At 62.1% G+C, this 14,752-nt stretch carries 11 protein-coding genes; 3 read left to right on the top strand and 8 right to left on the bottom strand.

Annotation, left to right across the window (positions count from 1 at the left end):
* The 6 genes from BN1123_RS03480 to BN1123_RS03505 form a co-directional block, all read right to left on the bottom strand.
* Positions 1 to 706 (bottom strand): ABC transporter permease family protein (locus BN1123_RS03480; RefSeq protein ID WP_042025388.1); only part of this gene is annotated, 706 nt, incomplete at its 3' end.
* Positions 706 to 1,890 (bottom strand): ABC transporter substrate-binding protein, encoded by a 1,185-nt coding sequence (locus BN1123_RS03485; protein WP_042025391.1) that lies wholly within the window; start codon positions 1,888 to 1,890, stop codon positions 706 to 708. The genes BN1123_RS03480 and BN1123_RS03485, both read right to left, overlap by 1 nt.
* Before the next feature lie 17 nt (positions 1,891 to 1,907).
* Complete coding sequence (locus BN1123_RS03490; protein WP_042025392.1) at positions 1,908 to 4,058, bottom strand: FAD-dependent oxidoreductase; 2,151 nt, start codon at positions 4,056 to 4,058, stop codon at positions 1,908 to 1,910.
* On the bottom strand, positions 4,055 to 4,642 hold the full coding sequence (locus BN1123_RS03495; protein ID WP_042025393.1) for a carboxymuconolactone decarboxylase family protein: 588 nt from the start codon (positions 4,640 to 4,642) through the stop codon (positions 4,055 to 4,057). The genes BN1123_RS03490 and BN1123_RS03495 overlap by 4 nt, the downstream gene beginning before the upstream one ends.
* Positions 4,643 to 4,644: 2 nt before the next feature.
* On the bottom strand, positions 4,645 to 5,337 hold the full coding sequence (locus BN1123_RS03500; protein ID WP_042025395.1) for a DUF1499 domain-containing protein: 693 nt from the start codon (positions 5,335 to 5,337) through the stop codon (positions 4,645 to 4,647).
* Between the two features lie 311 nt (positions 5,338 to 5,648).
* Positions 5,649 to 6,689 (bottom strand): DUF1214 domain-containing protein, encoded by a 1,041-nt coding sequence (locus BN1123_RS03505; RefSeq protein ID WP_052449239.1) that lies wholly within the window; start codon positions 6,687 to 6,689, stop codon positions 5,649 to 5,651.
* 74 nt (positions 6,690 to 6,763) lie between these two features.
* On the opposite strand from BN1123_RS03505, the gene BN1123_RS03510 reads away from it, so the two are divergent.
* Positions 6,764 to 7,771 carry a LysR family transcriptional regulator gene (locus BN1123_RS03510; protein WP_197064439.1) on the top strand — a complete coding sequence of 336 codons (1,008 nt, stop codon included), beginning with the start codon at positions 6,764 to 6,766 and terminating at the stop codon, positions 7,769 to 7,771.
* Between the two features lie 128 nt (positions 7,772 to 7,899).
* On the opposite strand, the gene BN1123_RS03515 is transcribed toward BN1123_RS03510, so the two are convergent.
* Positions 7,900 to 8,178 carry a peptidylprolyl isomerase gene (locus tag BN1123_RS03515; protein WP_026457964.1) on the bottom strand — a complete coding sequence of 93 codons (279 nt, stop codon included), beginning with the start codon at positions 8,176 to 8,178 and terminating at the stop codon, positions 7,900 to 7,902.
* 109 nt (positions 8,179 to 8,287) lie between these two features.
* Positions 8,288 to 8,662 (bottom strand): hypothetical protein, encoded by a 375-nt coding sequence (locus BN1123_RS03520; RefSeq protein WP_042025398.1) that lies wholly within the window; start codon positions 8,660 to 8,662, stop codon positions 8,288 to 8,290.
* A 523-nt stretch (positions 8,663 to 9,185) separates the two neighbouring features.
* Here BN1123_RS03520 and tamA point away from each other — a divergent pair.
* Together tamA and tamB are read left to right on the top strand one after the other, a co-directional pair.
* Positions 9,186 to 10,961 carry an autotransporter assembly complex protein TamA gene (gene tamA, locus BN1123_RS03525; protein WP_042025400.1) on the top strand — a complete coding sequence of 592 codons (1,776 nt, stop codon included), beginning with the start codon at positions 9,186 to 9,188 and terminating at the stop codon, positions 10,959 to 10,961.
* Positions 10,958 to 14,731 (top strand): autotransporter assembly complex protein TamB, encoded by a 3,774-nt coding sequence (gene tamB, locus BN1123_RS03530; RefSeq protein ID WP_042025402.1) that lies wholly within the window; start codon positions 10,958 to 10,960, stop codon positions 14,729 to 14,731. Before tamA ends, tamB begins: the two co-directional genes overlap by 4 nt.
* The last annotated feature ends 21 nt before the right edge of the window (positions 14,732 to 14,752 follow it).

Raw genomic sequence — 14,752 nt, forward strand, 5'->3', positions numbered from 1 at the left:
GAGCGGGAGCATCCGGGCCCAGCAACTGGGCGAGATCCACCACCGCCACCCCGTAGACGGCGACCGCATAGAGTGGCAGGCGCAGGGCGGGCCAGAGGGCGGGCAGCAGCAGGCGCCACCAGATCTGGGGGGCGCTGAAGCCCAGGCTTGCCCCGAGCCACTGCTGGCGCGCCAGTTTAGCGGGCTCCAGGGCCGCCAGCGCCATCAACAGCAGAAACGGCGTCTCCTTCATGATGAGGGCCAGGATCAGGCCAAGCCCCCAGGGATCCCGGATGGTCTGCCAATCGGGGGGAAACTCGAACCCGGTCAGGGAGGGAGAGACGAGGCGCAGCAGCCAGCCTGAGGGGGCGAGCAGAAAGGCAAAGCCGATGGCGAAGGCGACGTGGGGCAGAGCCAGCAGGGGGGAGAGCAGGCGGCGTAGCCAGCGAAAACAGGGGCGTTCGTCACCCTGCTGACCGCTTTGTGCCAGCAGCAGGGCGGTCAGAAGCAGGCTGCCGAGAGTCGAGGCCGTGCCAATCCACAGGCTCAGGGCCGCCGAGTGCCAGAGTCCGGGCTGGGCCAGCAGGCGATGGAGGTTTAACTGGCTTAGCCCGCTGCCCAGCAGTTGCCACAACCCCACCAGCACGGGCGCCGCCAACAGGAGGGCGCAAACGCAGGTGAAGAGGGGACGCCAGCCTGGCAGCCGGTTGTCGGTGGTTGATGGCATCAGTGGCCGTAACGTTCGGCCCAGGCTTCTTCAAGCCTGAGCTGCCAGCTGGGGTGGGGTTCTGCCACCGCCTTGAAGCGAAGAGCCGGCGTCTGGCTGGCCGAGGCGGGCAGGGCGTCGGCCCGCAGCACGCTGGGATCGCCCCAGAAGGCTGGATCGGCCTTGCGTGCCTGGGCCGCCGGGCTTAGCAGGAAATTGGCCACCACTTTGGCCCCGGCACGGGCGCTGGCGTTGAACGGGATGGCGAGAAAGTGGCTGTTGGTCAGGGCCCCCTTTGCCATGGCCACCGCAACCACGCCAGGTGGCAGGGCACCATTTTGCACCGCGCTCTGGGCTTCTCCCGGGTTGAAGCTGATGGCCATGGCCAGCTCACCGTCATCCAGCAGCTGGCGGGTTTCGGCGGCGCTGGCGGGGAACAGCTTGCCCTTGCGCCAGAGCGTCGGATGCAGCGCATCGAGCCAGACCCAGAGGGGCGCCGTCAGACGCTCAAACTCGGCATCGGTCGCTTCCCGATAGAGGGGGGCGGGATCCGGGGTGAGCTCCAGCAAAATTTGCTTGAGAAAGCTCGAGCCGTGGAACTGGGGCGGCTTGGGATAGGTGAAGCGGCCAGGGTTGGCCTTGGCCCAGGCGAGCAGGGCGGAGGCCGAGGTGGGGGGCGTGGCGACCTCCTCTCCGTTGACCATCAGGTTGAGCTGGCCTATGCCCCAGGGGGCCTCGAGTCCCTCCACCGGCACGGTGAAGTCCTCACTTACCGGCAGATTCATATCCACCAAGGCCATGTTGGGCAGCTCCCCGGTGAACGGCACCCCCAGCAGCCCCTGTACCTTCATCGCCTTGAAATTCTCGCCATTGACCCAGAGCAGATCGATGGGACCACCGGTGTTCTTGCCCGCCTGTTTATTGGCAAGCAGCTGGCTGACGCTCGGGGCGATATCATCCACCTTGACCTGTACCAGCTTGACCCCGTACTGGCGCTCGAGCTCCTGCCCGGCCCACACCAGATAGCCGTTGATCTCCGGGCTGCCGCCCCAGGCGTTGAAGTAAACAGTCTGGCCTTTGGCCTCGCCCAGCGTCTGCTGCCAGCGGGCATCGGGGGCCGGGTTCTCGCCGGCAAGCAGGGAGCCGCTTGCCAGCAGGGGCAGGGCGCAGGCCAGGGTTTTGAGCAGGGGCAGGGTCTTGAACATGAGTGTCACCTAAGGGATCAGGCGCCGCGGCGCCAGTTGTGATAACGGGCCAGCAGGGCCAGGGTGCGGGTGGGCTGGTGGGCCCGTTTCCACTCGCCAGCCACGTATTTGTTCCCCTCCATCAGGGTGGGATAGGCGTGGATGGTGGCGAGGATCTTGCCAAGCCCCAGCTTGTGACGCATGGCGAGGACGAACTCGGCAATCCGCTCGCCGGCGTGAGTGCCCACTATGGTGGCACCCAGGATCTTGTCCTTGCCCGGCACGGTCAGCACCTCGACAAAGCCCTCACGCTCACCGTCGGCGATGGCGCGATCGAGCTCGGCCAAATCGAAGCGGGTCGCCTCGAATGCAATGCCCTGCGCCTCGGCCTCCTTGCGATTGAGGCCAACACGGGCAATCTCGGGGCTGGTGTAGGTAGCCGCCGGGATCACCCGGTAGTCGGCGCGAAAGCGCTTGAACTGGCCGAACAGGGCGTTGACGGCGGCATACCAGGCCTGATGGGCGGCAAAGTGGGTGAACTGATAGGGGCCGGCCACGTCCCCTACCGCCAGAATGCTGGGGTAGTTGGTGGCCAGAAAGCCATCGACCGCGACTGTGCCGCGCGGCGCCAGCGTCACTCCCAGATCTTCCAGCCCGAAGCCGCTCACGTTGGCGACCCGGCCCAGCGCCAGCAGCAGCTGATCTCCTTCGATCACTTGGGTCTCGTCACCCCGGCGCAGGTGCAGCCGGATGGGCAGCCCATCCTCTATGGCTTGGTATTGCGCCCGCTCGGCGCGCCAGCCGGTGAGAAGGGTGACGCCGTCCCGTTCCATCTGGAGGCGCAGCGCCTCGGCCACTTCCCGCTCCTCTCGTGGCAGCAGCTGATCGGCCAGCTCCACCAAAGTGACGGGAATGCCGAGCAGAGCAAAGCTCTGGGCCAGCTCGCAGCCGATGGGGCCGCCGCCGAGCACCAGCAGGCGGCGCGGCGGGGTGCGCAGTTGCCACAGGGTGTCCGAGGTGAGGTAGGGGACGTCGCCAAGGCCAGGCAAATCGGGCACCAGCGGCCTGGCACCAGTGGCGATGACCACATGGCGGGTGGTGAGGCGCCGGCCGTTGACGTCGACCTCCCAGGGGGAGACCAGTCGCGCCGCCCCCTCGATGCACTCCACCCCCAGTCCCTGGTAACGCTCGACGGAGTCGTGGGGCTCGACATCCCTGATCACCTGGGCGACCCGCTCCATCACGGCGGCAAAATCGGCCTCGCTCTGGCTCGGACTAAAGCCGAGCTCGCCCGCCTTGCGCTGCTCGGCAGCAAAGCGGGCGGCGCGGATCAGCGCCTTGGAGGGGACGCAGCCGGTGTTGAGGCAATCTCCCCCCATCCTGTGCTTTTCAATCAGGGCCACTTTGGCCTTCACCGCCGCGGCGATATAGCTGGTGACCAGGCCGCCGGCGCCGGCGCCGATCACCACCAGGTTGTAGTCGTAGCGGATCGGTTTTTGAAAAGGGGCGTGCAGGCGGCGCAGGGCCAGAGTCTGCGCCAGTTTTTTCATCAGCCAGGGCATCAGCCCCAAGAGGGTCAGCGCCACCATCAGGCTGGGGGAGAGAATATTGCCGGTGCTGGTGAGGGTCGCCAGCTCGCTGCCCGCCAGCACGAAGACGAAGGTGCCGGGCAGCATGCCAAGCTGGCTCACCCAGTAGTAGGTACTGACTCTGATAGGGGTCAGCCCCATCAGCAGGTTGACCAGAAAGAAGGGGAAGATGGGGATGAGGCGCAGGCTCAGCAGATAGAAGGCGCCATCTTTTGCCATCCCCGCCTGGAAGGTGGCCAGCTTGTCGCCAAAGCGGGCGCTCACCCAGTCGCGCAGCAGGAAGCGGGCGCTGAGAAACGCCAGGGTGGCTCCGAGCGAGCTGGCAAACGAGACCAGTAGCAGCCCCCACGCCACGCCAAAGACCGCGCTGCCTGCCAGGGTGAGCAGGCTGGCGCCCGGCAGGGAGAGGGCGGTGCTGAGCACATAGATCACCAGAAACAGCAGGCTGGCCGTGACAAAATGGCGGTCGACCCACAGCGCCAGGCTCGCCTGGCGAGCCTGTAACTCGGAGAGGCTAAGATAGTGGCCGAGATCGAACGCGAAAAAGGCGCCGATGAGGCACCCCATCACCAGCAGAAGCAGCAAACGGGCTCGCGTCATTTTACGTCCTTGTCGGCGTTGGCATCGGTCGGACGCGCTGGCTGCACCGGCAGCTGGCAGAAGCCCTGGGGAGCGATGTCTAGGGCCGCATTGAATTTGGCCGACATGTTCTGGAAGGCGATGAGGCCGGTCAGCTCCACCATGGCGTCGTCATCGAACCATGGCTTGAGACGGGCAGCCTGTTCATCGCTCACTCCATCCAGCCCTGTCATCGCCTCTGTGTAGTCGAGCACGGCCCGCTCCCGCTCGTCGAACAGCGGGCTTTCGCGCCACTCGGCCAGGGCTTCCACCTTCTCGCTGGAGCCGGCCCGCTTGATGAGGGTCATGGCATTGATGTCGACGCAGAAACGGCACCAGTTGAGCTGGGAGACCCGCACCGTCACCAGGGAGCGCAGCACGGGATCGATGGGAGAGCGTTTGCGGTTGATGACGCCATAGAGAGTTGCCACGGCGGCAAACAGCCTGGGGGAGCGGCCCCAGCACTTGCCCGGGATCAGCACCTGGCCGTAGTTGCGTTTTTGCAGCCAGAAAAAGGGGCGGATAAACCAGGCATACTCCTGATCCGGTTTGACCTCGACGCGCATTGCTACTCCTCTTCTTTGTTCTTCTTCATCATCTTGGGTTTGTAGGCCCCACCCAACCGTTCATTGAGCCGCTCCAGAAAGCAGTTGATCCGTGCCCGGTTGGTGCCAAGGTCACTGCGCCCCTGACGGGAGGCGGAGCGCATGTCGATGCGTGTCTCTCTGGGGCCGGTAAAGACCCGCAGCGCCACATCATCCTGAAAGCCGAACCAGGGGGTGGTGACGACGGCATCGAGCCCGTGGGGGCTCGGACGTACCTGCCAGCCCAGCTCTGCCATCAGTGCGTTGGCCTCGGCGATCACCTCGGCCCCGGAGGCTCGGGTATAGAGAGGACCGGGGTTGCCGGCAAAAACTTTCAGGGGAGGCGCATTGACGGGCAGATCCGCCGGGGTTCTGAGCTCGCTGGCCCAACTCAGGGCGGGGGGATGATAGGGATCCGTGCTGACATCGTTGGTCAGCGGCGAGCGCCACGCCTGCACCAGGAACAGCAGGGGCAACAGCAGCGGGATGGCCCCCCACAGGTTGGATACCTTGTTTCGGCTCCACGGCAGGCGTACCAGCAGGAAGAGAGAGAGCAACGCCCCGGCCAGACAGAGGGCAAAACCCAGCCACCAGGGCCAGAGATGGATACGGCTACCGAGGGCCCCTACCAGAGGAACGAACCAGGCCAGCAGTGGCCACAAGATGGTGCTGGGCATAGCGCGGGATCCATGGATTGAGTGGGCAATGCCGAGAAGGATAAACCTAATAGCCTGATAACGTTAGCAAATTGAAGCCTGTTCGGCGATTTTTTGGTCGAGGTGACAAGTGCAGGAACGCGGTTTGGGCGTCATCACCAGGCTGGCGACCAAACGGGGCGCCATGTGCCAGCATGATGAGCCAGTTATCAGTTAATGAGAGAGGGGCGAGGGTGGAGTGGAGCAAAAGGATAAAGAGAATTTCAGGAGAGTGATGACCCACCGATGTCGCGCTCACTGGGCGACATCGGTGGGAGAGGCGATTTACGTCGTTACTGTTTGTCGACGGCAACCGGTAGCGGCAGCTTGTAGTCGCCATTGATGACATCAGCCTTGGGCCGATAGACACGCAGACCCAGATACCAGTTGTCGGTTGGCGTCTCCAGGAGGTTGTCGACCTTGCCACACGTGGCTTCTGAGCCGTAGTAGAGGGTGAAGGAGCCATCCTTGTTGCGCTTGATGGTGCGATCGTTCAGCGTCGATTTATCGGTATGCAGATACTTGTCCGAGCCATACATGGTGAATGAGAAGAATCCCGGCGCATTAAATCCCGGCGCATCATAGGTGGCCGAATAACAGGTGTCTTTGGAGAGGCCATAGTCACGGTACTGGTATACGGCGTCTTGTGGCGGCAGCAGCCCCAGGGCAACGGCGACCCCCATCTTCTGCAGCTCGGGATCTATGGTGCCGTGGCGACCCGAAGTGCCATTAAAGTTGGGCAGCTTTTTCGCCTTGATCTGGTACTCGCTTCTGATGGTATCCAGGCTGGCGCTGTCCCAGTTTCTCGGCTCATATTGTTTCGGCGTTACCCCCTTGGGGAAGGTGACCTTGATCTGATCCTGCAGCTGGTTGACATACTTGACGTCGTCCGGGTTGTTGGCATCGACCTGGGTACGGATCACGATGGCGACGAAATCGGTTTTGGAATCGATCTCGTGGGTACCCGCGCCGTAGAACACCTGATCGATGTAGTGATCGCTTTGCAGGATCATGGCCGACTGATAGCGATTGTCTTTCGAGGTCGGCAGCGTGATGGTGGTCCCTTTTGGTGCATAGAAAATGCCGAATGAATAGACGGTATCGCGATTCATGGTTACGGCTGGTTGCTGATCGAGGGCGATCAGGTTGCGATCATGCCGGAATTGATTGGCTCCGGCGCTCTTGTAGATATTGGCAAATGAAAGGTCCACTTCGGCTTCGACATAATTGTTGGTCGTGACCGGAATGGGCGCCGAGCTGGCGGCATAAGCCGTGGCACTGCCAAGGGTTGCTGAGGCGATGAGTAAGCACAGTGCCGTTTTCTTCAAAGACATAGATAATTCTCCACAAACCATGAGGGTGTTGATATCCGAAATATCCTGCCGTGATGCCTTGACAAGAAGTATTAATGTATCGACCGGATGCATACTATGGTAGCGTCACGCTCAGGAAAGTGAGTCAATATCTTCTTGAATTAAATTCAATTAACGCGAGAGTCGGGATGCGCAGTGATTTTGATTTGAATCTGCTGAAAACGCTGGTGATCCTGGCGGAAAAGAAAAATCTGAAAAAAACGGGCATCTCTCTCGGCTTGACGGAAAGTGCCGTGAGCAAACAACTCGCCCGGCTGCGGGAGCATCTCGATGATGAACTGTTTGTCAGAGTGGCCGGCGTGCTTGAGCCGACCGACTATACCCTGTCTATCTTGCCGCGCGTCAATATCGCGCTGACCGATATAGAAGACGCGTTGATCCCCATCTCCTTCAACCCACAAAACTATTCCGGTTCCATCAATCTGGCGCTGCCTGATCTGGTGATGGAGGTCTTTGGTCTGACGCTGTATGAAACCTTGCAGCGTGAATTCCCCAATGCCCTGATTGCACTTCATAACTGGGGAGAGGAGACCGAAAATAAAATACTGTCTGGCGAAATCAATCTGGGTATTCACCTGCTGCATCCCGATCGCTTGAACGGGTTATATCAGCAGCGAGTGTGCGGCGATCAGTTGGTGATCGCGATAGCGGGCAATCACGGCGTGCATGACTGGCAGACAGTAAAACATTGGCCATTCATCAAGCAGAAAAATATTGGCTGGAATGCACAGCGCTTTCATTTTATTAAAAGCCTGAAAGAGTTGGCGGTAGAGATTGATTATTTGCATGATATTGACACCGCTTCCCTCGCACTCAAATTGATGAGAAGCCAGCGTGTCGGCAATGTACTGCCCAGTTTGATCCTGGGAGAGGAATTAATCAGGGTACCGGGTGCTGAATTTCTCGACTATGAGGTTGTCTGGACGACCTGCGTTCGTCTTACCGACCGCCGCTCCGGCCTGTATCAATATCTCTATAAAATCATCCTGACCCTGTTTATTGGTCAACGCCGGGAAGACATCTCGGCAAAACCGGCAAATTAGCGGGGAATTTATGCTCATCCGCCCGGCCAGATAAGGCCGGTTATGACCTGATCATGGTATGCAGGGCGGAGGACAGGTGCTCGCAGGAGCAAGGAGATAAGCAGTTACGCCGCACTGGGCGATGAGGCCTAGTTGCGGTAGAGCACCTTGATCAGGTGAAAACCGAACTTGGTGCGCACCGGCCCCAATACCTTGAGCAACTCCCCCTTGAAGACGGCATCGTCGAAAGATTTGACCATGTCCCCCTTGGAAAACTCCCCCAGATCGCCGAAGCGCTTGCCGGAGGGGCAGGTGGAGAAGCGCTTGGCCATCTGGCCGAAGTCGGCGCCCTTTTCGATCTTCTCCTTGATCTCCAGGCACTGTTTCTCTGTCTTGACCAGGATGTGCTGGGCACAGGCTTTTTTCATGGGGCGCTCCTCGGGTTAACGGGTGGATGGCAAATCGGGGGCGCAAGGGTACCCCAAATTGCGCCCGGCGTCAGCCGTCCGGGTAACGTTTGACAGAGCCTTGTCGCCATCAGGGGTGGCTGCTGGTGGCCAGTTGCGTTCTGGGGCGAGCCTGCCAGAGGATTTCCAGTCCCAGCAGGGCATAGAGGCTCCAGATGGCCAGCGGGTTGAGCCATTCGCCACCAAGCTGCATCGTCAGCAAGGCAGCTGCCGCCAGCAACAGTGTGATGCCGGGCAGGCGCCAGTAAGCGGGCAGGGGCGCCAGCAACGCCATGGTCAGCAGGATGGCGAGACCAAATGGCAGGTTGAGTGCGGTAAAGGCCAGCGCCTGCTGGCCGTTCATGCCGGTCAGCAGCGCCAGCAGGGCGCTGCAACAGGCGAGAAAGGTGATGAATTCGAGCCGGTCGGCAATGTAGTCAGCCATCTGTTCGCTACGAGCATGCATGATGGGATCTCCTTCGGTTGATGGCTTGAGTGTGCGCGAGGGTGTCAGACAAGGGCAGCGGGATAATTCGATTGCACTGAACGAGCCAGTCTCAATCCCGTGTGGCGCGGGCCTTGTCGCGGGATAGCGAGGTTTGAGAGGCAGGCTGTTCAATCGACCGGCAGGTTCCGACAAGCCTTGTCGTGGCACACCCAGGGAAGCGCTGTTCGACGTGGGCCGGGAGTGATGGATATTTATCCGGTTTCAGATGGCTAGCGGTATCCTGGGTCGGCGAGCGAGGCCAAAGGGGGCACCTGGCTGCGCAATTTGTGGCCAACATCTTAAAATCTATGGCGAATTTGCCAGGCCGGCGGCTCTGTCGTTGGCGAAAGCCTATGTTAGGATAGGGTTCGCCATATGTTGGTGCGCTCTTGGTCCGACCCCGTGCATGACTGCGTTCCCCGCTTGGCGGGCGAGCGGCTGCAGCGGGCTGTGCCTGTGTGCGTCTTTATATTCGTTACCCAACTTTCAGGAATATCGACCTTTGACCGGATGCAATCCATCCCTGCCGGCAGGGCGTTTACTCTCCGGCTCCGCCTGTCGCCGCGGCCTGCTGATCCTGGCGCTGGGCCTGTTTCTGTCGCTCCTGGCGGCGCCAGCGCTGGCGGCCAAGCTCACCTATCAGGTCAAGGGAGTGAAAGGGGACAACAAGGACAACGTTGAAGCTTATCTCAACGCCCTGCCCGTCTATCAGGAGCGCCAGTATCGTCCTGCCCGCCCCAAGATCATCGAGAGCGTGCAAAAGGCGCTGCAGGTGTATGGCTACTATGAGCCCAAGATCACCCTCAGCCGCGACGAGAAGAAGCCATCCCGGGTCATCGTCACCATCGACAAGGGGGAGCCGGTTATCGTCTCCCGTCTCGACGTCTTGCTGGAAGGGGATGCCAGCAGTGACGAGCGCTACAGCGAGCTGCTGGATCAGCTGCCCCTGAAAGAGGGGGAGCCCCTCAACCATGCCAAATATGAATCCATCAAGGCCGATCTCGGCAGCCTGGGGCTGGCGCGCGGCTATTTCGACGCCAAGCTGAGCAAGAGCCAGGTCAAGGTGTTCCCCGACAAGGGCACGGCGGAGATCTTCATCCTGTTCCAGTCCGGTCATCGCTACCGTTTTGGCGATATCCGCTATGACGCTACCCCCGAAGCGCTCAAGCTGATCAAGCCGCTCATCACCATCAAGGATGACGAACCCTATCTGGCCATCCGCCTGGCCGAGATGTCCCAGGATATCTCCTCCACCAAGCTGTTCCGTCAGGTGGATATCAAGCCCCAAATCAGCGAGGCGACCGATTACCGGGTGCCCATCTCGGTGACCCTGGCCAATCGAGTTGATCACGAAATAGAGGCGGGTCTGGGCTATGCCACCGACGTGGGGCCGCGGATGAGCGCAACCTGGGAGAAGCCCTGGGTCAACCGTTACGGCCACCGCCTGTTTGCCACCGCCAAGGTGTCGGCGCCGGAGGCGGAGCTCAGCTTCGACTACCAGATCCCGGTGGGCAACCCGCTGCGGGATTACTACTCCATCCAGAGTGGCTATCAGTACAAGGACAACAACGACACCCGCTCCGATCTCACCACCATAGGGGTGCACCGCTGGACCCGGCGGCCGGAGAGCTGGGATCGCGACGTCTTCATCCGTCTGGAGAACGAGGTCTATACCCAGGGCATGGACGAGGGGAACAGCTTGCTGGTGATCCCCGGCGTCTCCTGGTCGCGGCTGCGGGTGCGGGGCGGCCTGGTGCCGGACTGGGGGGATCGCCAGCAGCTCACCCTGGAGTTTTCCGATCCCACCTGGGGATCCGACATCAGCTTCGTGCGGATATGGGGTCGCAGCAAGTGGCTGCGCACCCTGGGCGAGGATCATCGCTTCCTGATGCGAGCCGAGCAGGGGGCCATCATAGGGGACAGCTTTTCCCTGGTGCCGCCATCCCTGCGCTTCTTCACCGGTGGCGATCAGACGGTGCGTGGGTTTGACTATGAAACCATCTCCCCGACCGGGCCGGATGGCAAGCTGACCGGGGGCCGTTATACCAGCGTGGCCAGCCTGGAGTACAACTACCGCTTCAGCGAGAAGTGGCTGGGGGCTCTGTTCGTGGATGGCGGTACCGCCACCGTTGATTACAGCGAGCCGTGGAAAATCGGCACCGGGATCGGGGTGCGCTGGGTCACCCCCATCGGTCAGGTCAGACTCGATCTGGCAGTCGGAGTATCGGAAGAGGATAAGCCCGTGCGGCTGCATTTCGCCTTGGGGCCTGAATTATGATCTGGGTAAAGCGTCTTTTTCTCTGGCTGATGGGCCTTGTTTTTCTGCTGCTCATCGGCGTCAGCCTGCTGGGCTTCACCCATCAGGGCAACAAGTGGCTGTGGCAACAGGCCAAGGGCGCTCTCCCTTCCCTCAAGGGGGAGCTGGTGGCGGGCCAGCTCGGTTATGGCTGGACCCTGGAAGGGGTCGGCTGGCAGGATGAGCTGGTGGATGTTTCGGTCGATCGCGCCGTGCTGGACTGGGATCTGGGCAAGCTCCTGCAGGGCAAGCTCTGGATCAAATCCCTGGTGGTCACCCATCCGGTGGTGAAGGTCGCCGACTCCGAACCCACGCCGCCAGAGCCCTCCGAACCCTTTGTCTGGCAACCACTGCCCCTCAAAATCCAGGTAGACACCCTGCAGGTGGCTGATCTCGATCTGGCCGTGCCCGGTGTGGCCGTGACCCTGGGCTCGCTGGATATAGGCGCGACCCTCGATCGCAAGGGGCTGATAGTGCGCGGCCCCGTGCTGGATGGTCTGAGCGTCACCCTGGTTGACACGCCGCCGGCCAAAGAGGCGGCCGAAGAGAGTGCCAAGGCCGGGAAAACGGCTCAGGGCAAGGCTCAGGATAACGCGAGCGGGACAACCAACAGCGAGTCAACTCAGGCTGATAAAGCTGCACCCATCGAGCTGCCCGCCATTTCCCTGCCATTCCCCGTCCAGCTGGAAGGGGTGAGTCTGACCCGTTTTCGTTATCAGCAGGGCGATCTGATCGAAGCCGTCGACAAGCTGCACCTCTCGGCCGGCGCCGAGGAGGATCGCATCGAACTGCGCGAGCTTTCGCTGCGCCACGCCATGGCCGATCTGGCCCTCAAGGGGAATATTCGCCTGGGCGATGATTATCCGCTGGATCTGACCCTGGATGCCAAGGCGCGCAAGGGCTTGCTCGATGGCGAGCTCAAGGGGGAGCAGGCCACTCTGGCCCTGAGCGGGTCGGTCGGCAAGCTGGATCTGGCGTTGCAGGCCAAGGGGCCGGTAGCCGCCAGCCTCAAGGGGTCGCTGGCAGCCCTCGACCCGGATCTGCCGTTTGATCTGGCGCTCGACTGGAAGAGCCTCGGCTGGCCCTTGCACAAGCCGGCCAAGGATGAGCCGAATTACCGGCTGGACAAGGGGAGCCTGACCGCCAAGGGCAAGCTCTCCGGCTATCAGTTTGCCCTCAAGACGTCGGGCAAGGGGACGGATGTGCCCCCGTTCAAGATTGCCCTCGATGGCAAGGGTGATCTCGAACAACTGAGCAAACTGGCCCTGCGGCTAGAGGCTCTCAAGGGGGAGTTGACCCTGGATGGCAAGCTGGCCTGGCAAAAGGGAGTCCACTGGCAAGGGAGCACCCGCTTCAAGGGGATCAATCCGGCCGAGCTGGTGCCGGATCTCAAGGGCACTCTGGCCGGGGAAATAGAGAGCCGTTTCGTGATGGACGAGGCGGGCAGCTGGGAGCTGAACCTGCCCACCCTCAGGGTGGATGGCAAGCTCAACCAGTATCCGCTGGCCATCAAGGGGGAGGCGAGCGGCAATGACAAGATGGAGTGGCGCATTCCCGGGCTGTCGCTGCAAAGCGGCCCCAACCGGTTGCAGGCCAAGGGGCAGATCAGCCAGCAGGTGTGGCAACTGGTGGCCGATCTCGATGCTCCCAATCTGGCGGGGCTCTACCCCGGTCTGAAGGGGGACATCAAGGGACAGGTGCGCCTGGGGGGCAATCAGCAGGCGCCTCGGGTGACCACAGAGCTCCTGGCCAATCGCCTCTATTATGCGGGCACCAACATCAAGGGGATCGCCATCAAGGGCAATGCCCTGGTGGGTGACAAGCCTGCGGGTGAGCTGGCGCTCACCGTGGCCAGCCTGACCCAGGGAGAGACCAAGCTGAACCAGCTGGCGCTGGCCCTCGACGGGGATCTGGCGCGCCATCAGCTCACCCTGACGATGAAGGGCGATCCGGTGGCCGCCAATCTCAAGCTGGGTGGCGGCGTGCGCGGGGATCACTGGCGCGGGACCCTCTCCGAGCTCAAGCTCAAGACTCCCTTGCGGCGCTGGAGTCTGACCAACCCCTGGGCGCTGGATCTCGATCTGCCGCGCCAGCGCCTGGCGATGGGGGATCTCTGTCTTGACTCCCAAGGGGCCAACCTCTGCATCAAGGGCAGTCAGGTATCGGCCGAGCAGGGGGCGCTGGAGTTTGCCCTCAACGGGTTTGATCTCAAGCGGCTGCGCCCCTGGCTGCCGGACAACTTCCGCTGGCAGGCGGTGCTCTCCGCCGATGGCCGTGCCAGCTGGCGGGGCAGCCAACCGACCCTGCATGCGGTGGTGCGCACCACGCCGGGCAGCTTCGTGGCCGACGACATCAAGACCGATTATCAGCAGTTGGCGCTTGCCGTGGAGTTCGAGCGCCAGCAGGCGGCGATCCGCCTCGACTTCGTCTCGCAGCAGATTGGCAATATCGATACCGATCTGCTGATCAGGGAGCCCGCCGGTCGCGGCCAGCTCGGGGGGCAGCTCAAGTTTGACGATCTCAAGCTCGACACCTTTGCCCCCCTCATTCCCGAGGTGCGCTCCCTGCAAGGGGTGATCTCCGCCAATGCCCGCTTCGAGGGAACCCTGGCATCCCCCCTGCTGTTCGGTCAGCTCAATCTGCTGGATGGCGAAGTGCAGACTCACTCCGATATGGTGACCCTCTCCAAACTGGTGACCCGCCTCAAGATCGAGGGCAACCGCGCCGAGCTGGATGGCTCCATGCTGGTGGGCAAGGGGCCGCTGGCCCTCGGCGGCTGGCTCAGCTGGGCCAAGATGCCGGTGAGTGGCAGCCTGACCATCCAGGGGGATGAGCTGGAGGCGCAATACCCGGGCATGGGCCGGGTGCGGGTCTCACCGGACATCGCCATCTCGTTGGGGGAGGAGACCCGCATCACCGGGAAGGTGGATATTCCCTGGGCGCGGATCCTGGTCAAGAGTCTGCCGGACTCGGCGGTCGCCGTCTCCGATGACGTGACCGTGGTGTACGACGATCTGCCGCCACCGCCTCCCCAGGCCAGCCTGCCACTGCTGATGAAGGTGGCGATCCGGCTCGGGGACGACGTGAAACTGGAGGCGATGGGGCTCAAGACCAATGTCTCCGGCGGGCTCAATATCAATCAGGATCCGGGCAAGCCACTGGCGGGCAATGGCCAGCTGGTGCTGACCGACGGCCGCTTCAAGGCCTATGGCCAGAACCTCATCATCAAGGAGGGACGGATCATCTTCTCCGGTCCCCTCGATCGCCCCTTCCTCAATATCGAGGCCTATCGTGACCCGGATACCATAGAGGATCAGGTGACGGTCGGGGTACGGGTGACGGGGCCGGCCACCAAGCCGGAGATCAAGGTCTATTCCGAACCCCAGATGGCCCAGTCCGAACAGCTCTCCTATCTGCTGCGCGGCAAGGGGCTGCAGACGGGCGGCGAGGATGGCGGCTTCAACGGCTTGCTGGTAGCCGGCGCGGTCAGCCAGGCCAACGGCGTGGTGTCGAGCATCGGCGAGGCGCTGGGGATGAGCGATGTTTCCCTCGATACCGCCGGCAGTGGCGACGATACCCAGGTGACCCTCTCCGCCTATCTGTTGCCCGGTTTGCAGTTTCAGTACGGGGTGGGGGTATTCAGCCCGATCGCCGAGTTCAAGCTGCGCTACGAGGTGCTGCCGCGACTCTATCTGCAGGCCATGAGCGGGGTCGCCCAGGCGGTGGATGTCTTCTATCGTTTCACCCTCTAACGGGGGCGACCGTGACTGACG

It is taken from the genome of Aeromonas enteropelogenes (genome assembly GCF_000819845.1).
GTDB lineage: Bacteria > Pseudomonadota > Gammaproteobacteria > Enterobacterales > Aeromonadaceae > Aeromonas > Aeromonas enteropelogenes.

Bases quoted from the DNA above. Each gene is read 5' to 3' on its own strand.
- BN1123_RS03510 (WP_197064439.1), top strand. From the start codon at position 6,764: ATGTATCGACCGGATGCATACTATGGTAGCGTCACGCTCAGGAAAGTG.
- BN1123_RS03515 (WP_026457964.1), bottom strand. From the start codon at position 8,178: ATGAAAAAAGCCTGTGCCCAGCACATCCTGGTCAAGACAGAGAAACAG.
- BN1123_RS03495 (WP_042025393.1), bottom strand. From the start codon at position 4,642: ATGCGCGTCGAGGTCAAACCGGATCAGGAGTATGCCTGGTTTATCCGC.
- BN1123_RS03490 (WP_042025392.1), bottom strand. From the start codon at position 4,058: ATGACGCGAGCCCGTTTGCTGCTTCTGCTGGTGATGGGGTGCCTCATC.
- BN1123_RS03500 (WP_042025395.1), bottom strand. From the start codon at position 5,337: ATGCCCAGCACCATCTTGTGGCCACTGCTGGCCTGGTTCGTTCCTCTG.
- BN1123_RS03505 (WP_052449239.1), bottom strand. From the start codon at position 6,689: ATGTCTTTGAAGAAAACGGCACTGTGCTTACTCATCGCCTCAGCAACC.
- BN1123_RS03485 (WP_042025391.1), bottom strand. From the start codon at position 1,890: ATGTTCAAGACCCTGCCCCTGCTCAAAACCCTGGCCTGCGCCCTGCCC.
- BN1123_RS03520 (WP_042025398.1), bottom strand. From the start codon at position 8,662: ATGCATGCTCGTAGCGAACAGATGGCTGACTACATTGCCGACCGGCTC.
- tamB (WP_042025402.1), top strand. From the start codon at position 10,958: ATGATCTGGGTAAAGCGTCTTTTTCTCTGGCTGATGGGCCTTGTTTTT.